20 protein-coding genes are annotated in these 24,752 nt (G+C 68.4%); 7 read left to right on the top strand and 13 right to left on the bottom strand.

What is annotated here, in order from left to right; translation table 11 throughout:
• Positions 1–45 precede the first annotated feature (45 nt).
• Entirely contained in the window at positions 46–1,644 is a 1,599-nt protein-coding gene (locus tag ABAZ39_RS30715) for an ABC transporter substrate-binding protein (RefSeq protein WP_040138116.1), read from the bottom strand.
• A gap of 338 nt (positions 1,645–1,982) precedes the next feature.
• Here ABAZ39_RS30715 and ABAZ39_RS30710 point away from each other — a divergent pair, with 338 nt between their 5' ends.
• On the top strand, positions 1,983–3,422 hold the full coding sequence (locus tag ABAZ39_RS30710; RefSeq protein ID WP_040138113.1) for an aldehyde dehydrogenase family protein: 1,440 nt from the start codon (positions 1,983–1,985) through the stop codon (positions 3,420–3,422).
• A gap of 158 nt (positions 3,423–3,580) precedes the next feature.
• Here the strand turns inward: ABAZ39_RS30710 and ABAZ39_RS30705 are convergent, their stop codons facing one another.
• From ABAZ39_RS30705 to ABAZ39_RS30670, 8 genes are all read right to left on the bottom strand, one after another.
• Entirely contained in the window at positions 3,581–4,942 is a 1,362-nt protein-coding gene (locus tag ABAZ39_RS30705) for a nucleobase:cation symporter-2 family protein (RefSeq protein WP_040138112.1), read from the bottom strand.
• 330 nt (positions 4,943–5,272) lie between these two features.
• Positions 5,273–6,517: a threonine ammonia-lyase gene (locus tag ABAZ39_RS30700; protein WP_040138110.1), complete on the bottom strand. Its 1,245-nt coding sequence runs from the start codon at positions 6,515–6,517 to the stop codon at positions 5,273–5,275.
• Positions 6,518–6,533: 16 nt separating this feature from the next.
• The gene (locus tag ABAZ39_RS30695) at positions 6,534–7,340 is read right to left on the bottom strand and encodes a carbon-nitrogen hydrolase family protein (protein WP_040138109.1); all 807 of its coding nucleotides are present in this window, start codon (positions 7,338–7,340) and stop codon (positions 6,534–6,536) included.
• Positions 7,341–7,344: 4 nt separating this feature from the next.
• Positions 7,345–8,400, bottom strand: coding sequence for an agmatinase (gene speB / locus ABAZ39_RS30690; protein WP_040138107.1), 1,056 nt, complete (start codon positions 8,398–8,400; stop codon positions 7,345–7,347).
• A 33-nt stretch (positions 8,401–8,433) separates the two neighbouring features.
• The gene (locus tag ABAZ39_RS30685) at positions 8,434–9,234 is read right to left on the bottom strand and encodes an ABC transporter permease (protein ID WP_051658766.1); all 801 of its coding nucleotides are present in this window, start codon (positions 9,232–9,234) and stop codon (positions 8,434–8,436) included.
• Entirely contained in the window at positions 9,234–10,088 is an 855-nt protein-coding gene (locus ABAZ39_RS30680) for an ABC transporter permease (protein WP_040138105.1), read from the bottom strand. Before ABAZ39_RS30680 ends, ABAZ39_RS30685 begins: the two co-directional genes overlap by 1 nt.
• Positions 10,085–11,146, bottom strand: a complete 1,062-nt coding sequence (locus tag ABAZ39_RS30675; RefSeq protein ID WP_040138103.1) for an ABC transporter ATP-binding protein — start codon at positions 11,144–11,146, stop codon at positions 10,085–10,087. Before ABAZ39_RS30675 ends, ABAZ39_RS30680 begins: the two co-directional genes overlap by 4 nt.
• Positions 11,147–11,330: 184 nt before the next feature.
• Positions 11,331–12,452: an ABC transporter substrate-binding protein gene (locus ABAZ39_RS30670; protein WP_014199847.1), complete on the bottom strand. Its 1,122-nt coding sequence runs from the start codon at positions 12,450–12,452 to the stop codon at positions 11,331–11,333.
• A gap of 184 nt (positions 12,453–12,636) precedes the next feature.
• Between ABAZ39_RS30670 and ABAZ39_RS30665 the strand changes: the two genes are divergently transcribed.
• The 3 genes from ABAZ39_RS30665 (at position 12,637) to ABAZ39_RS30655 (ending at position 14,236) form a co-directional block, all read left to right on the top strand.
• Positions 12,637–13,572: a LysR family transcriptional regulator gene (locus ABAZ39_RS30665; RefSeq protein ID WP_040138095.1), complete on the top strand. Its 936-nt coding sequence runs from the start codon at positions 12,637–12,639 to the stop codon at positions 13,570–13,572.
• A gap of 98 nt (positions 13,573–13,670) precedes the next feature.
• Positions 13,671–14,051, top strand: a complete 381-nt coding sequence (locus ABAZ39_RS30660) for a hypothetical protein (protein WP_040138093.1) — start codon at positions 13,671–13,673, stop codon at positions 14,049–14,051.
• Positions 14,048–14,236, top strand: a complete 189-nt coding sequence (locus ABAZ39_RS30655) for a helix-turn-helix transcriptional regulator (RefSeq protein ID WP_040138092.1) — start codon at positions 14,048–14,050, stop codon at positions 14,234–14,236. Before ABAZ39_RS30660 ends, ABAZ39_RS30655 begins: the two co-directional genes overlap by 4 nt.
• Before the next feature lie 31 nt (positions 14,237–14,267).
• On the opposite strand, the gene cysE is transcribed toward ABAZ39_RS30655, so the two are convergent.
• Positions 14,268–15,152, bottom strand: coding sequence for a serine O-acetyltransferase (gene cysE, locus ABAZ39_RS30650; protein ID WP_081863457.1), 885 nt, complete (start codon positions 15,150–15,152; stop codon positions 14,268–14,270).
• A gap of 339 nt (positions 15,153–15,491) precedes the next feature.
• Here cysE and ABAZ39_RS35240 point away from each other — a divergent pair, with 339 nt between their 5' ends.
• The gene (locus ABAZ39_RS35240) at positions 15,492–16,253 is read left to right on the top strand and encodes a transglycosylase domain-containing protein (RefSeq protein WP_081863456.1); all 762 of its coding nucleotides are present in this window, start codon (positions 15,492–15,494) and stop codon (positions 16,251–16,253) included.
• Positions 16,254–16,458: 205 nt separating this feature from the next.
• Here the strand turns inward: ABAZ39_RS35240 and ABAZ39_RS30645 are convergent, their stop codons facing one another.
• Positions 16,459–17,007, bottom strand: a complete 549-nt coding sequence (locus ABAZ39_RS30645; protein WP_040138090.1) for an RNA polymerase sigma factor — start codon at positions 17,005–17,007, stop codon at positions 16,459–16,461.
• A gap of 234 nt (positions 17,008–17,241) precedes the next feature.
• On the opposite strand from ABAZ39_RS30645, the gene ABAZ39_RS30640 reads away from it, so the two are divergent.
• Positions 17,242–18,255 (top strand): FecR family protein, encoded by a 1,014-nt coding sequence (locus tag ABAZ39_RS30640; RefSeq protein ID WP_040138089.1) that lies wholly within the window; start codon positions 17,242–17,244, stop codon positions 18,253–18,255.
• Between the two features lie 128 nt (positions 18,256–18,383).
• Positions 18,384–20,675 (top strand): TonB-dependent receptor, encoded by a 2,292-nt coding sequence (locus ABAZ39_RS30635; protein ID WP_081863455.1) that lies wholly within the window; start codon positions 18,384–18,386, stop codon positions 20,673–20,675.
• Here ABAZ39_RS30635 and ABAZ39_RS30630 read toward each other — a convergent pair.
• Positions 20,627–22,177: a tetratricopeptide repeat protein gene (locus tag ABAZ39_RS30630; RefSeq protein ID WP_051658764.1), complete on the bottom strand. Its 1,551-nt coding sequence runs from the start codon at positions 22,175–22,177 to the stop codon at positions 20,627–20,629. The two genes, ABAZ39_RS30635 and ABAZ39_RS30630, sit on opposite strands and share 49 nt — an antisense overlap.
• A 99-nt stretch (positions 22,178–22,276) precedes the next feature.
• Entirely contained in the window at positions 22,277–24,568 is a 2,292-nt protein-coding gene (locus ABAZ39_RS30625) for a sensor histidine kinase (protein WP_040138087.1), read from the bottom strand.
• Positions 24,569–24,752: the final 184 nt, after the last annotated feature.

Raw genomic sequence — 24,752 nt, 5'->3', positions numbered from 1 at the left:
CGAGAGCGGAGGGGAGAGGGGAAATGGAGGACCGCTCCCCCTTCGCTACTTCGCGGGGGTCACCTTCTGCGCCAGCGTGTACTGGTCTGCGCGCGGTTCGTAGCTCAGCCCCTTCTTCATCGCCCAGACCGTCACCTCGTAATGCAGGGGGATGATGATGTCGGCGTCCACCGCCCGCTTCACCGCGGCCTGGAGCAGCTTCTCCCGTTTGGCGTCGTCCACGGTCGCCAGCGCCGTGTCCAGCATGCCGTCCAGCTCCGGGTCGGAGTAGCTGGTGTAGTTGGTCGTGCCGTAGCCCTTCTCCTTGATCGGCGTGGCGATCAGCGCCTTCAGCGGCGACGACATCTCGCCCGAATCGGCGCCCCAGCCGGCCAGGAAGACGCTGTATTCCTGCTTGTTGCGCTTGGAGAAGAAGACGTTGGCGGTGGTCGCGTCGACCTGGGTCTGCACGCCGATGCGGGTGAACATCTGGGCGACCGCCTGGGCCACCTTGTCGTCGTTGATGTAGCGGTCGTTCGGCGTGCCGAGGGTGAGCTGGAAGCCCTTCGGGTAGCCGGCCTCGGCGAGGAGCTGCTTGGCCTTGTTGGCGTCGGTGGCGACGGTGACCTCCGGGTTGTTGCCATAGAAGCCGGCGGGGAGGTACTGGTTCGCCGGCTCCGCCACGCCCATCATGATGCGCTTCACGATGGCGTCGCGGTCCACCGCCAGCGACAGCGCCTTGCGCACCTTCGGGTCCTTCAGCGGATTCTTGCCGTCGGTGCCGGTGATGGTCGGCGGGGTGTCCTGCACGCCCAGCGCCAGATAGATCACGCGGTTCGACTGGGCCTGGGCCAGGGAGACGTTGGGGGCGGACTTCAGCCGCTCGATGTCCTGCACCGGGGGCGATTCGATCATGTCCACGTCACCGGCGAGCAGGGCGGCGACGCGCGGCCCGTCGCTGGTGATCGGGCGGAAGACCACCGTGTCCCAGGCGGCCTGTGGACCCCAGTAGTCGGGGTTGCGCTCCAGCACCTGCCGGTCGCCCTTGGTGTAGGACTTGTGCTTGAACGGCCCGGTGCCGATCATCAGCGAGCCGTCGTTGAAGGCCTGCGTGGTCGGCCAGGAATCGGCTTTGCAGCCCGCCTTGTCGAAGGTGACGGCCTCGCCGCCCGCCGCCTTGGCGGAGATGATGCCGAAGGTCGACAGTTCCACCGGCAGAAGCGGGTAGGGCTTGCCGGTCTTGATGATCAGGGTGTGCGGATCCGGCGCCTCGATCCCCGCGATGCCCTTGGTGTAGACGGTGAAGGAGGAGGGGCTGTTAGCGACGTTCGGGATGCGGCAGACCGTGTAGACGAAGTCCTGCGCCGTGAACTCGGTGCCGTCGTGGAACTTCACGCCCTTGCGCAGCTTGAATTCCCAGGTCGTCTCGTCGATGGCGCGCCAGCTTTCCGCCAGTTCGGGCTGGAGCCGCATCTTGGCGTCCATGCTGACCAGCGATTCGAACACATGCTTGCGGGCGCGCGTGTTGGGGCCGAGGTTGTGGTAGTGCGGGTCGAGCGCGCTCGGCTCCGCCGAGGTGCCCACCGTCAGGGTGGCGGCCTGAGACGGCGTCGGGGCCGCGGCCAGCAGGGCCAGGCAGGCCGCCGCCGGCAGGACTTGTTTCAAGGTTCCGGAACGCAGCGCATCCGCAAGACGCCGATGCCGATCACGTAAGGCCATCCCTCGTCCCCCTGATTGTACGTTTGATTTGTACCCGTGAAGCAGGCTCCCAGCCCTTTGGACCACGGTTGTTGCGGCCCGATTCTTGTCGTTCGGCTCGCCGCAAGCGGGGCGGCGGCACGTATGTGTTCAACGATCAGAGCTTGAAACCATTGATCTGTCAACAGGGTCTGGTCTTCTGACCTATCCGGTTTTTCCCCGATGGAAAGCTTTGGCAAACGGCGCCGGACGGGGCAGGATCGGTTCACCCGAAAACGCCAACGCAGAGAGCGAGGGGATTAGAGATGAAGACCTGCCAATCCTTCTACATCGGCGGCGCCTGGACCGAACCCGCGGCGGGCGCCACCGTGATGGAGGTGTTGAACCCGGCGACGGAGCAGGTGTCGGGCACCGTTGCGCTCGGCGGGCCGGAGGACGCGCAGCGCGCGGTGGCCGCGGCCCACGCCGCCTTCGACGGCTTTTCCCGCACCTCCCTGAACGAGCGGCTGGAGCTTCTGGCCGCCGTCTGCGCGCTCTTCGAGAAGCGCATGGACGAGGTGGCCGACGCCATCACCGAGGAGATGGGCGCGCCCCTGGCGGCGCTGTCCAAGCCGGCGCAGGCCTTCATGGGGCTGGCCCATTTCAAGACGGCCTTGGAGGCCGCCCGCGAGTACCCGTTCGAGCGGACCCGCGGCACCACCCGCATCCTGCGCGAGCCGGTCGGCGTCTGCGCCATGATCACGCCGTGGAACTGGCCGATCAATCAGATCGCCTGCAAGGTCGCCCCGGCGCTGGCCACCGGCTGCACGATGGTGCTGAAGCCCAGCGAGTTCGCCCCTTATTCGGCTTGGATCTTCGCGGAGATCCTGCACGAGGCCGGGGTTCCGGCGGGCGTCTTCAACATGTTCTACGGCGACGGCGCGGTGGTCGGCCCGGTCCTGGCCTCGCACCCGCTGGTCGACATGGTGTCGCTGACCGGCTCCACCCGCGCCGGGGCGTCGGTGTCCCACAACGCCGCCGACAGCATCAAGCGCGTGTCGCTGGAGCTGGGCGGCAAGTCCGCCAACATCATCTGCGAGAGCGCCGACCTGACCAAGGCGGTGACCCACGGCGTGCGGTCGATGATGTCCAACACCGGGCAGAGCTGCAACGCGCCGTCGCGCATGTATGTCCCGGCCTCCCGCCTGGACGAGGCGGAGAAGATCGCCGCCCAGGTCTGCGCCCGTCTGGTGGTCGGTGACCCGCGCGGCGACCGCACCGGCGTCGGCCCGATCGCCAACCAGCGCCAGTACGAGCGGGTGCAACGCCTGATCCAGGCCGGCATTGAGGAGGGGGCATCCCTGCTGTGCGGCGGTCCGGGCCGTCCGGAGGGGCTGGAGCGCGGCTTCTACGCAAAGCCCACCGTCTTCAGCCGCGCCACCGACACCATGACAATCATGCGCGAGGAGATCTTTGGCCCGGTCCTGACCATCCGTCCCTACGAGGACATCGAGGAGGCGATCCGCAGCGCCAACGACTCGCTCTATGGTCTGTCCGGCTACGTCTATGCCGGCACGGTGGACGAGGCGCGGGCGGTGGCGAAGCGTCTGCGCACCGGCATGGTGCATCTGAACGGCGCCTCCATCGACCTTGCCGCTCCCTTCGGCGGCTACAAGCAGTCCGGCATCGGCCGCGAGTGGGGCGAGGTCGGGTTCGAGGAGTTCCTGGAGACCAAGTCCGTCTACGGCAGCGAACCGGCCGCTTAAGGGGCTGAATCGGCGGTGAAATCCCCTTTCCCCTCCGGGGAGAAGGTTAGGGTGAGGGGATTGCGCATTGCTGTACGTCCGGCAAATGCACAACCTCCTCACCGCCCGCTTCGCGGGCACCCTCTCCCCAGGGGGAGAGGGCTAGACGGTTCGTCCCCTTACGCCTCCGCGGTCTTGGCGGCGGCGACGAACTCCTCGCTGGTCGCCTTGCCCAGCCCGTTGAAGAACAGGTTCAGCAGGACCGCCGCGATGGTGCCCAGCAGGATCCCGCTGTGCAGCAGCGGCGACAGGAAGGGCGGCATCTTCTGGAAGATCTTGTCGGCGACCAGCGGCACCATGCCCAGGCTCATGCTGATGGCGACGACGTAGATGTTGCCGCGGTTGGTCGTGTAATCGACCTTCGCCAGGATTTTGATTCCCGTCGCCGCGACCATGCCGAACATCACCAGTCCGGCCCCGCCCAGCACATAGGTGGGGACGGAGGCGACGACGTGGGCGAGCTTCGGGAACAGGCCGAAGGCGATCAGGATGACGCCGCCCGCCACGCAGACCCAGCGGCTGCGCACCCCGGTGATCCCGACCAGTCCGACATTCTGCGAGAAGGAGGTGTAAGGGAAGGTGTTGAAGACGCCGCCGATCAGCGTGCCCAGCCCGTCCGTGCGCAAGCCGCGGGTCAGCTGCTCTGGCGTTACCGGGCGGCCGACCATCTCGCCCACTGCCAGGAACATGCCGGTGGATTCGATCATCACGACGATCATCACCAGCGACATGGTCAGGATCGACCAGAACTCGAACACCGGCATGCCGAACTGGAACGGGTAGATCACGTCCACCCACTTGGCCTGTCCCACCCCGTCGAAGCTGACCAGCCCCAGAACCATAGTCAGGGCGAAGCCCGCGACGATGCCAAGCAGGACCGAGATGTTGGCCCAGAAGCCCTTGGCGTACTTGGTGATCAGCAGGATCACCGCCAGCACGAACAGGGCGACGCCGAGATAGAGCGGATCGCCGAAATTCGGATTCCCGGCCCCGCCGCCGGCCCAGGTGATGCCGACCCGCATCAGCGAGATGCCGATGATGGCGATCACGGTCCCCGTCACCACCGGCGGGAACAGCGGCAGCAGGCGGCCGACCAGCGGGGCGGCCAGCGTGGCGAAGACGCCGGCCCCGATCACCGCGCCATAGATGCCGAGAAGCCCCAGCGACGGGTTCCCAGCCATGGCGACCATCGGCCCGACCGCGGCGAAGGTGACGCCCATCATCACCGGCAGGCGGATGCCGAATTTCCAGAAGCCCAGCGTCTGGATCAGCGTGACGATGCCGCAGGCGAACAGGTCGGCGTTGATGAGCAGCGCGATCTGGTCCTTGGGCAGCTTCAACGCGCCGCCGATGATGAGCGGCACGGCGATGGCGCCCGCGTACATCACCATCACGTGCTGCATGCCCAGCGCCAGCAGGCGCAGCAGCGGAAGCCTCTCGTCAACCGGGTGGGGTCGGATTGGTGATTCCAGCGACGACATGATCCATGACCTCCGCGAATGAACAGGCGCGAAGTGCATGGCTCATGCCACAACCGGCGGGGCAGAGGATTTTGGTTCAGCCCGCCGGAATGTGCTGCGAAAGATGGCGGTGCCAGGGAGGGATGCGCAACGATTGGGCAGATCCATATCCCCTCTCTCCTCTGGGGAGAGGGTTAGGGTGAGGGGGTTGTGCGTGTCGGTACGCTCGGCAAAAGCGCAACTTGTGCGTGTCGGTACGCTCGGCAAAAGCGCAACCCCCTCACCGGCCCTTCGGGCCACCCTCTCCCCGGAGGGGAGAGGGCTATTCCACCGCAAGCGAAGGGGCTCGGCTCACGGCCGCGCGCTGGACAGCGGCTGGGCGGCTTCCGCCACCACCGCCTTGCGGACGGGCAGCCCGGCGCCGCGCAGGGCTTCGGTGATGCGGTCACCGTGGCCCTCGTCCTCCACCTCGATCAGCAGGGCGACCTCGGCGGACTTGACGGAAAAGGCGCCGAACAGGCGCTGGTGCTGGACGTCGATGATGTTGCCGCCGCACTCCGCCACGATGCGGGCCACCTGGGCCAGCGCGCCGGGCTGGTCGGCCACGTCGATGTCCAGGTTGATCAGGCGCCCGTCGCGGGCGAAGCCGCGCATCAGCACGTTGGCGAGTGTGCGCGTGTCGATGTTGCCGCCCGACACGATCAGGCCGACCCGCTTGCCGCGGAAGCGCTCGGGGTGGAAGAGCAGGGCGGCCAGACCGGCGGCCCCGGCGCCCTCCGCGACGGTCTTTTCCACCTCGATCAGCATGGCGATGGCGCGCTCGATCACCGCCTCGGGCACCAGCACCACGTCGCAGCCGTTCTGCTTCAGGATGTTCATGGGCCGGTCGCCGACGTCGCGCACGGCGATGCCCTCGGCCACGGTCGGGCCGCCGACCTTGACCGGCTGCCCGGCGAGGCGCTGCGCCGCGGCGGGGTAGGTCTCCACTTCCACTCCGACGACCTCCAGGCCGGGCCGCAGCGCGCGGGCGGCGACTGCGGCCCCGGCGGCCAGCCCGCCGCCGCCCACCGGGATGGCCAGCGCGTCGAGGTCCGGCACCTCCGCCAGCATCTCCAGCACGACGGTGCCTTGGCCGGCGATCACCGCGTCGTCGTCGTAGGGATGGACGAAGACCAGCCCCTCCCGCTTGGCGAGGTCGTGCGCGAAGGCCGCGGCCTCGGCCAGGGATTCGCCTTCCAGGATGACGGTGGCGCCGTGGTAGCGCGTGCGCTTGACCTTCACGAAGGGAGTGAAGCGCGGCATGACGATGGTCGCCGCAATGCCCAGCCGCTTCGCGTGGTAGGCCACGGCCTGGGCATGGTTGCCGGCCGACATGGCGATCACCCCGGCCTGCCGCTCCTCCGGCGTCAGGTGGAGCAACCGGTTGGCCGCCCCGCGCTCCTTGAAGGAGGCGGTGAACTGGAGATTCTCCAGCTTGACCCAGACCTCGGCGCCGGTGATCTGCGACAGGGTTTCCGAGCGCAGGAAGGGCGTGCGGCTGATGCGTCCGGCCAGCCGTTCGGCGGCGGCGTGAATGTCGTCGATGGTGACCGGCATGTGTCCTGTTCTTCCTCTACGAACCGCCCTTCCCAGGCGCGCTGGAGACCGCACCGTACAGGTCCGGGCGGCGGTCCGCCAGATGCGTGCCGACCCGGCGCAGGGCGGGGTCCAGATCGACGGTCAGCAACGCCTCGCCGTCGCCGGCCCGCGCCAGCACCGACCCGTCCGGCGCCGCCACGCTGCTGAGCCCGCAATAAATGAGTGTTCCCTCCTGCCCGCAGCGGTTGGCGTAAGCGACGAAGATGCCGTTCTCGAAAGCGCGGGCGGGGACGATGGTGGTGGCGACGATCTCGTAGGGTGTCATCAGCGCGGTCGGCACCAGCAGCAGGTCCACCCCGGCCAGCGCGTGGCGGCGCACCAGCTCCGGAAACTCCACGTCGTAGCAGATCGCCACGCCCACCCGCATCCCGCCAACCTCCGCGGTCGGGAAGGCGTCACCGCCCGGCGCGAAGGAGCCGCGGTCGAGATCGCCATAGAGATGCGCCTTGCGCTGGTTCAGCAGGGAGCGACCGTCCGACCCGATCAGTTGCGCGGCGTTGCAAACGGCGCCGTCCGCCCCGCGCTCCGGATAGCCGTAGAGAATGGCGATGCCGTGGCGCCGGGCGATGTCGGCGACCCGCGCGGCCATCGGCCCGTCCGCCGGCTCGGCCAGGGCGCACACCACCTCCGCGCCGATGTCGTAGCCGGTCAGGCCCATTTCCGGACCGACCAGCAGGGTGGAGCCGTTCTGTGCCGCCGCCGCCGCCGCCCGCTCCAGACGGTCGAGGTTGCGGTGCGGCGCACCGGACTCCGCGTCCGCCTGGAACAGGGTCAGCCGCATGCGGTCAGCCTTGCTTCTGGCGGTTGGCGAGGGCGCGGACCGACAGGCAGAGGATTTCGAACAGCATCTGCGCGCCGGCGTGGGCGGTGTTGGTCGTGGCGTCGTACTGCGGCGCCACCTCCACCACGTCGCCGCCGATGATGTCCAGCCCGTCGAGCCCGCGCAGGATCGCCAGCGCCTCCCGCGTGGTCAGGCCGCCGACCTCCGGGGTGCCGGTGCCGGGGGCGAAGACCGGGTCCAGGCAATCCACGTCGAAGGAGACGTAGACCGGCCCGTCGCCCACCACCTTGCGCGCCGTCTCGATGACGCTGGCGATGCCGCGCTCCGGGATGTCCTCCGCGTGGATCACGGTCATGCCGCTGTCGTAGGAGAACTCCCACAGATACTCGGTGCTGCCGCGGATGCCGATCTGCACCGTGCGCTCCGGGTCGAGAACGCCGTCCAGCACCGCCTGCCGGAAGGGGCCGCCATGGTGGAACTTGGCGCCCTCGTAGGGACCGCCGGTGTCGCAATGGGCGTCGAAATGGATCATGCCCACCGGACGCTCGCGGCCCAGTGCCTTGAGGATCGAATAGGTGATGGAATGGTCGCCGCCCACCGACAGCGGGATGACACCGGCGTCCATCACGCGGTTGTAGAAGGCCAGTATGTCGCCGTGGCAGGCCTCCAGGCTGAAGCGGCTGGACAGCGGCACGTCGCCGACGTCGGCCAGCGTGCAGGAGGCCGCCGGGACCATGCGCAGGGCGTGCTCGTAGGGGCCGATGCGCTCCATCCCGCGCACGGCGCGCGGACCGAGGCGGGCGCCGGCCCGGTTGGTGACGCCGAGGTCCATCGGCACGCCGATCAGCGCGATGTCCAGCCCGCCGAAGTCCGCGGTGTCGGCCGCGTCGGGGCGGTAGGGGGCGTCGAGCAGGGTGGATACCCCGGCGAAGGGCTGCACCCGCTTGCCGCCGGAGAACTGGAGGGCGGCCACCCGCTGGAACTCCGGATTGTGGAAGTCGTCGCCGCCGGAGCCGCTGTACTTCGTACGCAAACGATCAAGCTTCTGAGGGTCGATCATCGTCCGGATCTCTTTGAAAAAGGAAAAGGGTTATCAGTCGTTCTTGGCCCAGGCGCCGAGCAGGCGGGGCAGGTCGCCGAACCACGCGATCAGCCCGAAGACCACCGCCGTCAGCGACACGAACAGCACCGTCACGGCGGCCATGGTCGGGGTGTAGCCGTAGCGGAGCGCGTTGAAGATCTTGATGGGCAGCGTTTCCAGCGTGAAGCCGACCACCATGTAGGCCACGATGTACTCGTTCAGCGACAGCACGAAGGCGAAGGCGAAGCCGGAGATCACGTAGGGCCGCACCAGCGGCATCACCACCGTGCGCAGCACCGTCCGGTCGTCCGCCCCCATGGTCGCCGCCGCCTCCACGTAGGAGCGGTCCACCGCGCCGAAGCCCAGCGACAGCGTGACCAGCGGCAGCGTCACGAAGAACACCGCGTGGCTGACCACCACCGTCCAGGGCGACCCGTACTCGCCGACCGCCGCCCAGAAGCTGAGGAAGCCCAGCGCGGTGATGACCGGCGGCAGGATGAAGGGCGTCATCCCCAGCACCTCGAACGCCCGCGCCCAGGGGGCGCGCCAGCGCCACAGGAACCAGGCCAGAGGGAAGGCGATCAGCACCGCCAGCGCCGCCGACAGGGTGGCGACGACGAGGCTGGTGATCAGCGCGCCGCGCCAGCCGGGATCGGTGAAGACTTCCACGTACCAGGCGAGCGAGAAGCCCTGCGGCGGGAAGGTCAGCGCCTTCTTCTCGTTCACCGAGACGCCGGCCACCACCAGGATGGGGGCGGCCAGAACCAGGGCGATCAGACCGGCGGCCACGGAATTCAGCGTGCGCATCAGCATCAGGCCGTCTCCTCCCGCCGCCCGGCGAGCAGGGCCAGCCCGACGAGGGCGAGGCTGACCAGCACCAGGAAGACGGCCATGGCCGCTGCGAAGGGCATGTTGGACTGGTAGATCGCCTGATCGGTGATGAGCACCGACAGTGTCCAATGCTGGGGCCGTCCCAGAAGCTGCGGCAGAAGGTAGGAGCCGAGCGCGAAGACGAACACCATGATCGTGGTCGCGACGATGGTGTTGCGCAGCCCCGGCACCACCACCGTGAAGAAGGCGCGCAGCGGCGAGGAACCGAGCGTTCGTGCCGCCTCCTCCAGATAGGGGTCGAGGCGGGCGAGCGCCGGGTAGAGCACCAGCACCGTGTAGGGGAAGGCCTGATAGACCAGCCCGGCCAGCAGCGCGCCGAAGCTGGGGCTGAGCGATTGCGGTTCGGCCATCAGGCCCAGCGCCACGAACAGGTTGGTGATGCCCGCGGTGCGCGACAGCAGGGTGGACCAGGCGAAGCCGATGATGACTTCCGACAGCGACAGGATCGACAGCAGGAAGACCAGCCAGCGGATCTGCGCCCTGCGCGGCAGCTTGACCAGCCGGTAGGTGAAGGGGAAGGCGATGCCCACCGACAGCGCCGCGACCAGCGCCGCCAGCCCCAGCGAGAAGGACATCACCCCGCCGAAGAAGGTGGTCAGGAAGCGCTCGTAGTTGGCGAAGACGAGGTCCGGCTCGTAGAAGCCGCCGGGCACGCGCCGGAAGACGCTGACCGCGATCATCAGGCTGAAGGGGATGACGAAGAAGACGACCAGCATCAGCGCCGGGAAGAGGATCGGCGCGTGCTCGGCCAGACCGCGGGGCGCGCGGCGGATCATTGCGGGCGCTCCGCCATTGGCGGCAGCACGACGCAGGCCGCCGGGGGGAACTCCACCGACAGGGCGCCGCCGGGGGCGACCGGCGGGCGCTCCTGCGGTCGCGACAGCGCGACGATCTCCCGCCCGGCCACGTCGATGCGGAACTCCACGCTGGCGCCGAGGTCGCGCATGAAGGACAGTGTGCCGGTCAGCCGGTTCGGCCCGTCCGTCCCGGCGGGGTGGACGACCACGTCCTCCGGGCGGACGGACAGCAGGACGCGGCCCGTCGGCGGCAGGTCCGGCAGGTGCAGGGTGCCGCCGGGCACGGCGGCGGTGCCTGGGGCGGTGACCTCGCCCTCCAGCAGGTTGGTCATGCCGATGAAGTCGGCGACGAAGGCGTCGGCGGGCTGGCGGTAGACCTCCATCGGCGGGGCCGCCTGATGGATGCGGCCCTGCGACATCACCACCACGAGGTCGGCCATGGTCATTGCCTCCCGCTGGTCGTGGGTGACGACGATGGTGGTGATGCCCAGCCGCTGCTGAAGCTGCTTCAGCTCGATCTGCATGGCCTCGCGCAGCTTGGCGTCGAGCGCCGACAGCGGCTCGTCGAGCAGGAACAGCTTGGGCGACAGCGCCAGCGCGCGGGCGATGGCGACGCGTTGCCGCTGCCCGCCCGACAGCTTGGAGACCGGCCGGTCGGCGACGCCGGGCAGGCGCACCAGCTCCAGCAGCTCGTCGGCGCGCTTGCGCTGCTCGGCCTTCGTGGCGCCGCGGATGCGCAGGGGGTAGGCGATGTTCTCCCCCGCCGTCAGGTGCGGGAAGAGGGCCAGCGACTGGAACACCATGCCGAATTCCCGCGTGTGGGCGGGGGCCGTGGTGATGTCGCGCCCGTCGATGACCAGCCGTCCGCCGGAGGGGTCCTCCAGCCCGGCGATCATGCGCAGCAGCGTCGTCTTCCCGCAGCCGGACGGGCCGAGCAGGCAGACGAATTGCCCGTGCGGGATGCGCAGCGACGCGCCGTGCACCGCGGTCACGGGACCGTATCGTTTGGTGAGACCGTCGAGGACAAGAGCTGACATGGGATGGCTTTGTTCTGATGGAGGGAGTGATTCCCCTCTCCCGTCCCGGGAGAGGGTGCCCGCGAAAGCGGGCGGGTGAGGGTACGGCCGAGAATCGAGGGGCTGATTCTTGGCGGCACCCTCACCCTCCCGCCGCGGTGCGGCGGGCCCCTCCCTCTCCCGAGACGGGAGAGGGGTTAGGCACTCACCCGACGATCATTTCCGTCCACTTCTGGTTCAGCCAGTCGGACTTGCTCGTGTACAGGTCGTAGCGCGGGATGATCGGCGCGATGTCGGAGGACACGGCGGCGAACTCCTGGTCGGTCAGGTCGGTCAGCTTGCGGTCGATGGTCGGGGCGGTGCCGACCTTGCGCGACAGCAGGGCCTGGATCGACGGCTGGCACATGTAGTCCACGAAGACATGGGCGAGATCGCCGGCCTTGGAGGCGCGGGTGACCGCCCAGCTGCCGGAGTCGAGGATGCCGCCCTCCTTCGGGAAGGTCGAGCGCACCGGCTGCCCGTCCGCGGCGGCAAGGCCGGTCACATCGTGGTAATACTGGCCCATCGGAATCTCGCCGGATTTCAGCGAGGCCTCGAACTGCGCCTCGTCGCGGTACCAGAGCTTCACGTTGGACTTCAGCTCCGCCAGCTTCTTGAAGCAGTCGAGCTGCCCCTGCTCGCTGTCCAGATGCTTGGTGCCGCCGAAGAAAGTGGCCGCCGTGACCTCCAGCAGGAAGCTGTTGCTGACCAGCGCCAGCAGGCCGAGCTTGTCCTTGTTCGCCGGGTCCCACAGCGCCGCCCAGCTGTCTGGAGCCTGCGGGTAGCTCTTGGTGTTGGTGACCAGCGTGATGTACCAGGACACCGCGCCGATGCCGCTGACCTTGCCGTCCGGGTATTTGTTGATGAGGTGCGGGACGACCTTGGCAGCGTTGGGGATCTTCGACAGGTCGAAGGGCGCCCACAGCTCCGCCGAGGCCCCCTTCAGCATCGCCACCTGCGACATCATCGAGACGTCGGCGGGCGCCTGACGGGCGCGGGCCGCCTGTTCGAGCTGGACCAGCCACGCTTCGCCGGTCGGCTCGGCAATGGCCTCCACCGCGATGCCGGTGGCCTTAGAGAATTCCGGGAAGATGTGCTTTTCGAAGGATTCCTTGAAGTAGCCGCCGTAGACGCCGACCTTCAGCGTCTTCGACTGGGCGCGGACGATGTTCGGAAAGCCGATGGCGGCCACCGTGGCCAGCGTGCCCGCTCCGGCCAGGACGGCGCGCCGGCTGATGCCGCCGGTCAAAGCGGCGTGAAGTCCCTGCTTACCCGTCGTCTCGTTCATGGATGCGACCTTTCCTTGCGGACGAGCTTATCTGTTCGTGAGGCCAGCATTGTGGCCTGCGATCATTAGACGCCCGGCGCCGTTGCCCGAAAATCAGAAAGTTTTGTATCTTACTTCGATCCAGGCCGAAGTATCGGGGGGCCGGACCCGGCGGGCGGGGCAGGGGAGGGCGGGCGTCGTGGCGATGATTCAGCTGGAAACCGTGGATCTGCGCCTGTTGCGGTTGTTCATGACCATCGTCGAGGCCGGCGGATTCAGTGCGGCGCAGAGCGAACTGAACCTGTCGCTGTCCACCATCTCAACCCATTTCGCCGATCTGGAGACGCGGTTGGGCCTGCGGCTGTGCCGGCGGGGACGGTCGGGATTCCAGCTCACCCCGGAAGGGCAGGCGGTCTATGACGAGGCGCGGCGCGTGTTCGACACGCTGGAGCGCTTCCGTGGGCGGGTGCGCGGCCTGCGCGAGCGGCTGACCGGCACGCTGGCTGTCGGGCTGGTGGACAACACGCTGACCGACCCGCGCGCCCCGCTGGAGCGTGTCTTCGCCCGCTTCACCGAGGCGGCGCCGGAGGTCTCGCTGATCATCAACGTGCGCCCGCCGAACGAGCTGCTGCGCGACGTCATCGGTGGGCAGTTGCAACTCGCCATCGCCAGCTTTCCGCGCATCGTGCCCAGCCTGTCCTACCAGGATCTTTACAACGAGACGATCCACTTCTGCGTGGCGGACGGGCACCCGCTGTTCACCCTGCCGGACGAGGCCATCGACCTGGACGAAATCCGCCGCTACCGGCTGGTCGCGCGCAGCTATTGGGGATCGCGCGACCTGAAGATCTTCGCCATATCAACGCCCAAGGCGACGGTCAGCGACATGGAGGGGGCGGCGCGGCTGATCCTGTCCGGCGCCTACGCCGGCTATCTGCCGGACCATTACGCCGCACCCTACGTCAAGGCCGGGCGGCTGCGGATTCTGCTGCCCAAGATCCTGTCCTATCAGGCCCCCTTCCAGGTCGCCTTCGACGCCAACCGCTCCAAAAGCCCGGTGGTGGACCTGTTCATCGCCCTGACCCGCGAGGAGATGACCGCGCCGGAATTCCGAAGCGCTCCCGTCGTCCGACCGGCCTGATCGTGGCCCGGTGCGGCGCAATGTAAAGCATGCTTGACAGTGGCGAGGCGTCGTGTGTAAAGCTTCCTTGTCATTGGGCGGCATGGAGGGAGCAGGGGATGTTCAGCATCAAGCGCTACGGCGTCGAATTGTCCGGGGCTCTGGCTCTCTACGTGGCGCTTCTGCTCGGTGCCAACGCGGCGGACCAGTTGCTCCAACCGGAAGGCACGATGAAAATGGCGATCGCGATTCTGCCGATCCTCGGCACGGTCGCCGTCGCTTGGACAGTCTTGCGGGGGCTGCGGCGAATGGACGAGCTTCAGCGCCGCATTCAGTTTGATGCGATCGTCCTGTCCTTCACGGGAACGGCCCTGGCGACTTTCGCCTGGGGATTTGCGGAAGGTGCCGGCGCGCCGGAACTGCGGGCCTTCCATGTCTGGCCGCTCATGGCGGTGCTGTGGGTCGTCGGGGTGTGCGTAGCCCAGTGGCGCTACCGATGAGAAACGCGGTGAAAGACATCCGCACGGCCCGCGGTTGGAGCCAGAGTGAACTGGCGGAGCGCCTTCAGGTGTCCCGCCAGACCGTCAATTCGATCGAGAACGGGCGCTACGACCCCAGCCTTCCGCTGGCCTTCGCCATCGCCCGGACGTTCGGCCTGACCATCGAGGAGATTTTCTTTCCCTGAGGGATGTCCAGCCCGGAATCCGCCGGTACCGTCAGATGTGATACTCCGGCTCCGGCACCGTCTGGTCCATGGCAAGCGCCGGCACCGTGTCGCGGCACCAGCCGACGATCCGCGCCGGAACGCCGACCACGGTGGCGCAGGGCGGCACGTCCTTCAGCACCACGCTGCCGGCTCCGACCTTGGCGCGGCTGCCGATCTCGATGTTGCCGAGGATCTTGGCCCCGGCCGACAGCAGGACGCCGTCGCGCACCTTCGGGTGACGGTCGCCATGCTCCTTGCCGGTGCCGCCGAGCGTGACCTCCTGCAGGATCGAGACGTCGTTGCCGACCACCGCGGTCTCGCCGATCACCACGCCGGTGCCGTGGTCGATGAAGACGCCGCGTCCGACCGGGACCGCCGGGTGGATGTCCACCGCGAACACCTCCGACACCCGGCTTTGCAGGAAGTGGGCGAGGTCGCGCCGCTCGCGCCGCCACAGCCAGTGGCCGATGCGGTGCCATTCCAGCGCGTGGAAGCCCTTGTAGTAGAGGAAGGGCGTCAGGCAGTTGTCCGCCGCCGGGTCGCGCGTGCAGATGGCCTGGAGGTCGGAGCAGGCTTCCTCCACGATGCAAGGTGCGTCGGCGACCGCTGAGCGCACGAGCATCGCGAGCTGGTCGGCGGAGATGTAGGAGTCGCCCAGCTTGCGCGCCAGCAGGCTGCCCAGCGCCGACGGGAAGTCGTGGTGCAGCAGGATGGCGGTGTCGATGAAGGGGCGCAGCCAAGGCTCCTTGACGACGACGTTCTCCGCCTCGGCGCACAGCATCGCCCACATGCCGTCGACGCCCTCCAGAAGGGGCGATTCCGGGCGGTCCAACCCCTTGAGGTTCTGGTCCTTGAGGCCCTGATCCTGAAAGCAGGGGGCGACGATGTGATTCATGGTAGGCTTGTCCTGATGTTCCCGACCGGTCCGGCCGTCGGTCCGGTCATGGGGCCTTCAACAGGCCGGACGAAAGCCTAGCACGCCGCTTTCCGGAAGGGGAGCCATGTTGCGGGGAATGAAGGGCCACCACGAATTTTTACACATTTTCACACTGTGAAAATTGCCGACCCACTCAGACAGCCCCATCCGCGCAGCGGGCGGGTTTACAGATGATCACATAGTCGCCGGTGTAGGGGCTGGACACGACCTGCGTGTTCCTGGTGCCGAATTTTTCCGGCAAGGCGGTGGCGTTCACCGTGATCCACAGACGTTCCCGCCCTTTCCAGCGCGCGCTGCATGACGCTGGAAACCATCGCACCGCTCGGCAATAATGCCACAATCATAATGAATGCTTCGGCTCACACATCACGCCTTGGGAAACGACCCATGAGACGAATTTTCAAGCTCGCAGGTCTTCTTGTTGGTTTGCTTGTCGTCGCGGCCATTGCTTACGGCGGAAAAGGATATTGGGACGCTCTATCGGATGCTCCGCAATTGCGTCAGCGCGCAGACGATCTGATAGCTCAGGGGCTGGGAGGAGATTCGCTCGGCGCGGACCATCTGGCGATGTTGCTGACAGTTGAAGACCCAAATTTCGTCGATCACGCCGGAGTGGATTTTTCGACCCCTGGGGCTGGAGCGACGACAATCACGCAATCGGCTTCCAAGCGCCTTGCTTTCGAAAAATTTCAACCGGGCGTCGGAAAGATACGACAAACCGGGTACGCGATGGGCCTGGAAAGCCGACTCTCCAAGGATCAGATTCTGGCCCTTTGGCTCGATACACTGGAAATGGGTGAAGGTCCGGAAGGCTGGGTGACGGGCTTTCATAAGGCAAGTTCAGCAATCTATGGGCGACCGCCGGCTGAGTTGAGCAGTACGGAATTTGCTCGATTGGTCGCCGTTCTCATCTCGCCAGCATCCTTCAAGCTTCGTAACAATGACCCTGCGCTCAACGAGCGTGTCAGGCGGATTGAACGCTTGGTGGCAGGAGCGTGTGTTCCCGAAGGGCATAGTGACGTTTGGCTCGAAGGGTGCCGACAGCATTCCAATAGCTGAGCGGCACCAGCAGCTTCATCCTGCGGGCAACGGCGTGCAGCGCAAGCCTAACTTGTTTATTTTCCATAAGATAACTTATGGGATTTATCTGCTGTTCCGAACGAAACACCATCATGCATACACCCGGCACCGGATCCGTGCATCTGCTTCCCGTGATCCGGGGTCGGACCGCCCTCCCGGTCTCGATCGGGAGCGTGTTCCGCGGCTAGGGCGTCCCGCCGGACCGGCTCCCGGTCGGTTCGGGGCGGTCGCGGCGCGCCATGGTGTCCACGAAATGGCCCATCGCCAGTTTCATGTCGTTGAAGACCGTGCCCTGCGACACACCCAGATGGGTGGCGATCTGGGGATAGGACAGGCCTTCGACCCGGTTCAGAAGCCACACCTGCCGGGCCCGTGCCGGCAGGCGGTCCAGGGCGTCCATGAAGCACGACAGCCGCTCGCGGTGCAGCAGGCGCTCTTCCGCCGAAGGGGTTTCCGATGCGATGCCCAGCGCCTCGACGGTGTCCGTCGGTCCGGCCTCGAAGCGCTCCTGGGTCCGGCAGCGCCGGAGATGGTCCAGCGCGAGGTTGTGGACCGTCCGGTGAAGAAAAGCCCCGACGTTGTCAATGGGTCCCCTCTCCACCGCCTTGCAGGCGCGCAGATAGCTTTCCTGCAGCAGATCCTCGGCAACCTGAAGATCACGCACGATCTTCATCGCGCACCCGAACAACGAGCGGCGGTGATCGAGATAGATCGCAATCAGGCTTGCGGACATGATAGCCCTGTCGGTACGGCGGCGAAAAGGACACCACCGCGGTCGGTGCGACATCGGCGGCCTTGCAACATCGAGATTGATAATGATTCTCAATTTCAGATGTCAAGCCGGTTGGACGGGCGCGAAAACGATCACCATCCGCGGGCCATGGGCCGCGGTTTGCGAATTGTGACCCGCCGAGCGATGAAACGTCTCAACTGTACGTGACCGGTCAAGGAAGAGTGGAAGACCAGCGTGGAGCAGGACAAGGCAAACGGCGGACAGGATGCCGGGGCCTACCGGCATACGGACCCGATCACGGACGAGGCGCTCACCTGGTTCGTGACGCTTCTCGACGCGCCCGTAGACCCGGACACCCGAGCCGCCTATCAGGCATGGCGGAACCGCGACCCGCGCCACGCCGCGGCGTTCGACCGCCTGTCGTCGCTTGGGAGCATGCCCGAATTGCAGGCCGCGACGCTCGCCCATCACCCGCAGACGGCGCCTTTGCCGACGGCCGGCCGGTCCGCGGCGCGGCGGCGGTCCGGGCGGTTCGGCGGCTGGCGGGCCTCGCTGGCCGCCGCCGCGCTGCTGCTGGCCATCGGCGTCCATCTCCAGCCCACATTGACGCTCCGCCTGACCGCCGACCACCGCACCGCCGCCGGGGAGCGGCGGGAGATCGCCCTGCCCGACCGGTCCCTGCTGATCCTCGACACCGACTCCGCGGTCGCGCTCGATTTCGCCGAGGGTCGGCGCCATGTCCGGCTGCTGCGCGGGCAGGCCTACTTCGACGTGGTCAGCGACCCCGCCCACCCCTTCCGCGTCACCGCCGGCTTCAGCGAGGTGGAGGTGACCGGCACCGCCTTCACCGTGCGGTCGGACGGCGGGCAGGACGCCGTCTTCCTGGAGCGCGGGCGGGTGTCGGTCAGCCGGCGGGAACCGCCGGGCCAGACGGTGTCCCTCGTTCCGGGTGACCGGGTGACGGCCACGGTGGACGGCCTGTCGGCGCCCGCCCGCCCGGACCCGGCGGTTGCGCTTGCCTGGAAGGACGGGCGCTACGTGTTCCACGACCAGCCCTTCGCCGCGATCGTCGACACCATCCGGCGCTACCATGGCGCACCGATCATCCTGATCGGCGACCGGCTGGCCGGCGCGCGGGTCAGCGGAAACTACCGGCTGGACGATCCCATCGCGGCGCTCCGCTCGCTGGCCGACGTCGTGGGCGCCCGCGTGACCGAGCTTCCTGCCGGGATCATCCTGCTTCGATAGGCTTTGTCCTTCTTTCAGGATTTTTTTTGTGAGACGCCACGCCCCCGCGCGTCTGCCGAAAAGAGGGGGCACGGTTCATACACCGGTAATCACGCCCCCGCCACCAGCGCAGACGGGAGTTGTGAGGCATGGAAGGCCGGACGGTTTCGACAGGCAAGTTCTTGGTGTGCGCGCGGGGAACCGCCGCCCGGCATCTGATCCTGGCCCTGATGGCGACCACCGCGCTCGGCGGCGTCCTGGCCCTCCCCTCCCCGTCCCTGGCCCAGCCAGCCGCATCCACCGCGCAGACGATGGCCTTCGCGCTGCCGGCGCAGCCCCTGCCCGCGGCGCTCGACGCCTTCGCGCGGCAGACCGGCTGGCAAATCGGCTATTCCGCCGATCTGGCCGCCGGGCGCAGCTCCCGTCCGGTGTCGGGCAGCATGACGCCGGCCCAGGCGCTCGACACTTTGCTGTCCGGAACGGGCGTCGGCTACCGCACGACCGGCACCGGCTCCGCGACGCTGGTTCCGGCCCCGACCGGCGACGTCACCATGCTGGCGCCGGTGTCGGTCACCGCCTCGACCGGAGCCGGCAGCGGAAGCGGCAACATCACCATCACCAGGGAGGACCTGGAGCGCAAGAATCCCAGCGACCTCCGCGATGTCTTCTCCGGTGAGCCGACGATCCGCGTGGGCAGTTCCGTGCCGATGTCGCAGAAGGTCTATGTCAACGGCGTCGAGGAAACCAATCTGGCCGTCACCATCGACGGCAGCCGCCAGAACAACAAGGTCTTCCACCACAACGGCACCACGCTGATCGACCCGGCGCTGCTGAAGGTGGCGCGGGTGGACGCCGGCGTCGCCCCCGCCGATGCCGGGCCGGGCGCGCTCGCCGGCTCCATCGCCTACGAGACCAAGGACGCCAGCGACTTCCTGGCGAGCGACGGCATCGGCGCCTTCGGCAAGACCACCTTCAACACCAACGGCTCCGGCCTGACCACCAACCTCGCCGGCTTCGGGCGCCACCAGGGGCTGGAGGCGCTGGGCACCGTGACCTACGGCAAGGGCGGCAAATACACCGCGGGCAACGGGCGCAAGGTGGACGGCACCGAGACGGACGTGGTCAGCGGTCTCGGCAAGGCGGCGGTGCAGACGGAGAGCGGCCACCGCTTCCAGGCCAGCTACGAGCGGGTCTACGACGACGCGCCGCGGCCCTTCCGCGCGAACATCGGGTCGCTGGCCGGCCGCCCGGCCTGGGAGCCGCGCGTGCGGGACTATTCGCTCGACCGCCAGAACATGGTCTTCACCTACACCGACGCCCTGCCGACGGAGCTGTGGAACCCCAAGCTGGTGCTCGCCTACGGCCGCACCGACGTGGAGACGCCGATCTTCACCCGCCCGGTCGGCAGCAGCACCGTGCCGGGGAGCTACCCGGGCAAGGGGGCGACCAGCTCCTTCAACGGCAAGCTGGAAAACACCTTCGGCTTCCGGATCGGCACCGTCACGACGGGCACCGACTTCTACGTGGACCGCGCCAACTACCGGGACCGGACGATGACCGCGACCGAGCGGGCGCGCAACAACGGCCTGTACGGTCAGGCCCGGCTGGAGCCGATGGAGCGTCTGCGCCTGTCCTTCGGCCTGCGCGGCGACCGCCAGACCTTCGAGGGGACGACCGGGCGGGAGTGGACCAACCACGGCCTCAGCCACAACCTCTCGGGCGAGTTCGACCTGCTGCCCCGCTACCTGACCGCCAAGGCCGGCGTGTCCCGCGGCTGGGGCGGCGTCCAGCTGGCCGAGAACTACATCATGAACCCGGCCTGGAACTACGGCGCCGGCCCGCGCCCGGTGACGGCCTACAACAGCACCGCCGGGCTGGAGGCCCGCTACGAGGGCTTCACCGCGGAAGGCCGGATCTTCCGCACCAAGCTGGACGACGCCCGCGCCGCGCGCTTCGCCGCCACGAGCGCCACCCTTGCCCGCGACGTGCGGTCGGAAGGCTATGAGCTGGGTCTCGGCTACGCCTGGACGAACGGCTTCATCCGCGCCAAATACGCCGACATCGACGTGAAGATCGACGGGCTGCCCGCGGATTCCGACACTGGGACCTACCTCGCCACGCCGATCGGGCAGGTCTTCACCGTCGGCGGCGCCCACACCGTGCAGTCCTGGAACCTGACCTTCGGCGCCGACGTGGAGTTCGTGCTCGACTACGACAAGGTCCAGGCCGGGCAGCGGCCACTGAAGGGCTATCAGACGGCCAATGTGTTCGTGGAGCACCGGCTGCCGGAGCACGCCAACCTGGCGCTGCGCCTCGACGTCCGCAACCTCTTCGACGAGACCTACGCCGACCGCGCCACCTACGGGCAGGAGTTCGGCACCGTCACCCCGCTCTACCAGCCGGGCCGGGCCTTCCTGCTCAGCGCCTCGGCGCAGTTCTGATCCCACGCCGCGGCGGCGGCGGCAAGGTCATGGCCCAGGCGGGCCATGACCGGCCCCCAGTCGCCGGGCGAGTCCTGACGGTAGAGGCGCATCGTCGGGTACCACGGGCTGTCGTCGCGCCCGCGCAACCAGCGCCAGCAGGCGTCGGCGCGCGACAGCATCCACACCGGGCGCCCAATGGCGGCGGCGAGGTGGGCGACCGACGTGTCCACGGTGACGACGAGGTCGAGATGCGCCGCGATGGCCGCGGTGTCGGCGAAGTCGGTCACGCCCGCTATGGGATCGGTGAACAGGCCCGCCGCAACGGCGGCCTGCGCCTGTTCCGCCGCGTCCCCGACCTGGAGGCTGACCGCCGCGATCCCCGGCACCGACAGCAGCGGTTCCATCAGCGCAAAGGGCACGCTGCGGCGGCGGTCCATCGCGTGCGAGGTGGGGTCGTGGCGCCGCGGGTTGCCCGACCAGACGAATCCCACGCGCAACGGGCGTTTTCCGGCGGAGTCTCCGGTCCGGTTCCAGCCGAGCCGCTTCGCCCAGGCGGTCACCAGATCGGGGGGCGGCGTGATGTAGGGCTCGCCGGAGGGTATCCCGTCGATGCGCGTGCCGAAGGCGAAGGGCAGGCTCATCAGCGGGCAGCACAGGTCGAAAGCCGGCAGCGCCGCCGCGTCGTCGTAGGTGGCCAGACGGTTGATGCCCCGCACCGAGGCCAGCAGGCGGCGCAGCTCCGGCTGGACGATCAGCAGCACCCGCGCGCCGCGGTCGGCCAGCAGCGGCGCGTAGCGGACGAATTGCAGGGTGTCGCCCAAGCCCTGCTCGTAATAGAGGAGGATGGTCTTGTCGGCGATGTCCTCGCCCCGCCACACCGGCTTGCCGGACACCGCCGCGGATTGGCCGGTGTAGTCCCAGCGCCGTTCGTAAAGCGCCAGGCCCTCTTCGAAATCGCCGAGCGCCAGCTTCAGCACCGCCAGCTCGCAGACCGGGTGCGGATGGTCCGGGCGCAGGGCCTTGGCCGCCTCCAGCGCCGCTTCCGCCTCGTCGAACCGGCCCGCGTCGCGCAACGCGATGCCCAGATTCAAAAGCGTCTCGAAATGCGCCGGGTCGAGGGCGGCGGCGCGTCCCAGCCAAGGCACAGCCTCGCCGATCCGGCCATCGGCGGCCAGGGCGGAGCCGAGATTGCCCGGAACGCCGCGCGCCGACGGCTCCAGCGCCAGGGCGCGGGCGAAATGACGGATGGCATCATCGTAGCGACCGGCGGCCTTCAGCGCCGCGCCCAGATTCCCGAGGAAATCGGTGTTCAGCCCGTCCCGCGCCACCGCGGCGCCGATCAGCACGACGGCTTCGGCGGGACGGCCCCGCTGCCCGGCGACGATGCCCAGCAGATGCGCGGCGTGAGCCTGCTCCGGATCGGCGTCCAGGATGCGCTGGTAGATGACCGCCGCCTCGTCCAGCCGCCCGGCCTGATGGTGGTCGATGGCGACCGCGTAGGCTTCCTCGATCGTCGCCATGCCCTCGCACCCCGCGCTAGATCATCAAACGGGAAATCGTCGAACGGACCCGCCTTGCAGTAAACCGGAACCGGCGCGGCGCGCAAGCATCCGCCGGCGTCACGCGCCTTCCCTCTCCGGCGTGGCGGAAGGCAGGCGGATGACGAAGCGCGCCCCGCCCGCCCCTTCCTCTCCCTCCTCCAAGCCGATGGTGCCGCCGAGCTGACTGACCGCGTTGTGGACGATGTGCAGGCCGAGCCCGGCGTGCCCGCGGTCGCGGCGCGTGGTGAAGAAAGGGTCGAAGATCCGCGCCCGAAGCTCCACCGGGATGCCCCGCCCGTCGTCGGCGACGGCCAGTTCCACGACATCCGCCGCGGCCTTGCGGGCGCGGACCGTCACGGTGCCGCACCGCCCATTCCCGTCCGTCCCCTCCCCGCCCGAGAAGCCGTGGTTGACCGCGTTCAGCAACAGGTGCGAGACGATCTGCGCGATGGTCTGCGGGTAGCCGTCCATCATCAGTCCCGGCGGGCAGTCCACGACGACCCGGTGCTCCGCCGGTTCCCAGAAAGCTCCCAGCGCCTCCACCGCCTGCATCAGGCAAAGGCGAAGGTCGAAGCGCCGGCGCTTCTCGCCCGCCGGGTCCACCGCCAGTTCCTTGAAGCGCTGCACCAGTTCCGCCGCGCGGACGGTGTTGCTGACCATCAGGTCGGACACGTCGCCCATGTCGGTCAGAAAACGTTCCAGCTCGCGGCGGCGCAACTGGCCGGAATCGAGAAGGCGCTTCATCTTCGGCACCTTCTCGCGGATCAGCGTCGAGGTGGTGAGCGTGATGCCCAGCGGCGTGTTGATCTCGTGCGCCACGCCGGCCACCACCTGCCCCAGCGCGGCCAGCTTTTCCGCCTGCACCAGATGGGCCTGGGTCCGCCGCAGCTCCGCCAGGGTCGAATCCGCCTGCTCCTTGGCGCGGCGCAGTTCTTCCTCGCGGCGGTTGATCTCGGCGGCGAAGTGATGGACGGCGCGGGCCATGTCGCCCAGCTCGTCCCGCCGCTCCAGGTCGGTCACCTGCCCGTCGCGCGGGTTGTGGGCCAGCCGCCGGGTGGCGCCCTGAAGCCGGCGCAGGGGCCGGGTGATGCCGCCGGCCACCAGGAGCGCCGCACCGGCGGCGAACAGCAGGCCGATGGTCGCCCCGATGAGCAGGGTGGAGCGCAGCAGGCCGGCGCTGCGCACCGCGCTGTCCTGGAACAGGTCGTTCAGACGGCGGGCGGTGTTCATCACCGCGGCGGCGTCCATGTCCATCGCCGCGATGGCCCCGTTCTGGCGGGCCAGCCCATCGGTGGCGCGCTCCAGCCCGTCGCGCCACGCGGTGATGGCGGCGAGCATCCCGTCCTGGATCAGCGGGGAGATGGGCAGCCCGGCCACCCGGTCGCGCAGCCGACCGCTGTCGGTGGCGACGTCGCGCAGGCTGCGGGGGTCGCGCCGCTCCAGCGCCCTCAGGGTCCGCCCGCTGAGGGTCAGGGCGGTCATGGCGAGCGTCTGGGTCTCCTGCTCCATGGCGTGGGCCGACACGGTGTGGTGCAAAAGCTCCGCCACCTCGTCCTGGGCGGCGCTGTAGCCGGTGTCGGCGGCTTTCAGGACCCGCCCGGCGAGCGCGTCGTAGCGGGGCGCCAGTTCCGGGAGCGTCGTCCGGTCCAGCCGTTCGGCCCGCAACCGGGTCAACTCGTCCAGCGCCGTCCCACGGACAATGTCGGCGGGAAGCGACGCGGCAAGACCCTCGGCGGCTCGCTCCACACGGTCCAGCCAGAGGGTCAGGGCATCGGGCCGCGCCGCCTCGTCCTTCGCGGCCAGCCGGGCGTTCAGAATCGCTTCCCGCAGCCTGTGCAGCCCGTCCACGAGATCGCGGCTGTCGCGCATCCGCCGGTCGGCCTCGGCCAGGGAGGCGACGAGCGCCGCGTTGGTGGCGTGCTGCCGCTGACGCGCCTGTTCGGCCAGACCGAGCAGCCGCGTCTCCTGCTCCGCCATGCCGCGGGCGCGGGCGTCGCTGACGGTGATCGCGTCGACCAGCTCCTCCAGCCGGGCGGCGTGACGGTCGGACGCGCGGCGGGCGGTCTCCACGGCGTCGGCCTGGATGCCCTGGTCCGCCAGCCCGCCCAGCGCGTCCAGAGCCGTCTGCGCGCCGTGGGTGGCGCGGCGGAAGGTGACCTCATGGGGGAGCCGGCTTTCCGGGGGGGAATGGATGAAGTCGTTGCGGGCCGCGGTGGCGGCAATCATCTCGCGGTAGACGGTGCCGGCCAGGACCGCGGCCTCGCGCGAACGGCCGGCGCGCTCCAGCAGAATCCAGGCGGACACCGCGATCAGCGCCGCGATGACCACCGGGATTCCACCCACCGTCGCTATGCGATACGAGATCCTCATCACGCTCCGCCGGCTGCCGTTCCTCCAGGGGACTGCGGAACAGGCCGGCGGCGGAACATCGCAAAGCTAGCGATAGCACTCTGGAGTTGTCGAGTTCTTTCAATTTTGGCGAAAATTAAAACTAATTTGTGGTAGAGCCGACAATCAGCGGGTGCGGTATCAGCGGGTGCGGTCGTCCCGCCCT

It is taken from the genome of Azospirillum argentinense (assembly GCF_000632475.1).
Classification (GTDB): Bacteria; Pseudomonadota; Alphaproteobacteria; order Azospirillales; family Azospirillaceae; genus Azospirillum; species Azospirillum baldaniorum.
The sequence above is the reverse complement of the archived record's forward strand: the minus strand, read 5'-3'. Positions and strand labels throughout refer to the sequence as shown.

Excerpts from the sequence above, each read along its gene's own strand:
- ABAZ39_RS30710 (WP_040138113.1), top strand. The coding sequence starts at position 1,983 with ATGAAGACCTGCCAATCCTTCTACATCGGCGGCGCCTGGACCGAACCC.
- ABAZ39_RS30705 (WP_040138112.1), bottom strand. The coding sequence starts at position 4,942 with ATGTCGTCGCTGGAATCACCAATCCGACCCCACCCGGTTGACGAGAGG.
- ABAZ39_RS30700 (WP_040138110.1), bottom strand. The coding sequence starts at position 6,517 with ATGCCGGTCACCATCGACGACATTCACGCCGCCGCCGAACGGCTGGCC.
- ABAZ39_RS30695 (WP_040138109.1), bottom strand. The coding sequence starts at position 7,340 with ATGCGGCTGACCCTGTTCCAGGCGGACGCGGAGTCCGGTGCGCCGCAC.
- speB (WP_040138107.1), bottom strand. The coding sequence starts at position 8,400 with ATGATCGACCCTCAGAAGCTTGATCGTTTGCGTACGAAGTACAGCGGC.
- ABAZ39_RS30685 (WP_051658766.1), bottom strand. The coding sequence starts at position 9,234 with ATGCTGATGCGCACGCTGAATTCCGTGGCCGCCGGTCTGATCGCCCTG.
- ABAZ39_RS30680 (WP_040138105.1), bottom strand. The coding sequence starts at position 10,088 with ATGATCCGCCGCGCGCCCCGCGGTCTGGCCGAGCACGCGCCGATCCTC.
- ABAZ39_RS30675 (WP_040138103.1), bottom strand. The coding sequence starts at position 11,146 with ATGTCAGCTCTTGTCCTCGACGGTCTCACCAAACGATACGGTCCCGTG.
- ABAZ39_RS30670 (WP_014199847.1), bottom strand. The coding sequence starts at position 12,452 with ATGAACGAGACGACGGGTAAGCAGGGACTTCACGCCGCTTTGACCGGC.
- ABAZ39_RS30665 (WP_040138095.1), top strand. The coding sequence starts at position 12,637 with ATGATTCAGCTGGAAACCGTGGATCTGCGCCTGTTGCGGTTGTTCATG.
- ABAZ39_RS30660 (WP_040138093.1), top strand. The coding sequence starts at position 13,671 with ATGTTCAGCATCAAGCGCTACGGCGTCGAATTGTCCGGGGCTCTGGCT.
- ABAZ39_RS30655 (WP_040138092.1), top strand. The coding sequence starts at position 14,048 with ATGAGAAACGCGGTGAAAGACATCCGCACGGCCCGCGGTTGGAGCCAG.
- cysE (WP_081863457.1), bottom strand. The coding sequence starts at position 15,152 with ATGAATCACATCGTCGCCCCCTGCTTTCAGGATCAGGGCCTCAAGGAC.
- ABAZ39_RS35240 (WP_081863456.1), top strand. The coding sequence starts at position 15,492 with ATGACGCTGGAAACCATCGCACCGCTCGGCAATAATGCCACAATCATA.
- ABAZ39_RS30645 (WP_040138090.1), bottom strand. The coding sequence starts at position 17,007 with ATGTCCGCAAGCCTGATTGCGATCTATCTCGATCACCGCCGCTCGTTG.
- ABAZ39_RS30635 (WP_081863455.1), top strand. The coding sequence starts at position 18,384 with ATGGAAGGCCGGACGGTTTCGACAGGCAAGTTCTTGGTGTGCGCGCGG.
- ABAZ39_RS30630 (WP_051658764.1), bottom strand. The coding sequence starts at position 22,177 with ATGGCGACGATCGAGGAAGCCTACGCGGTCGCCATCGACCACCATCAG.
- ABAZ39_RS30625 (WP_040138087.1), bottom strand. The coding sequence starts at position 24,568 with ATGAGGATCTCGTATCGCATAGCGACGGTGGGTGGAATCCCGGTGGTC.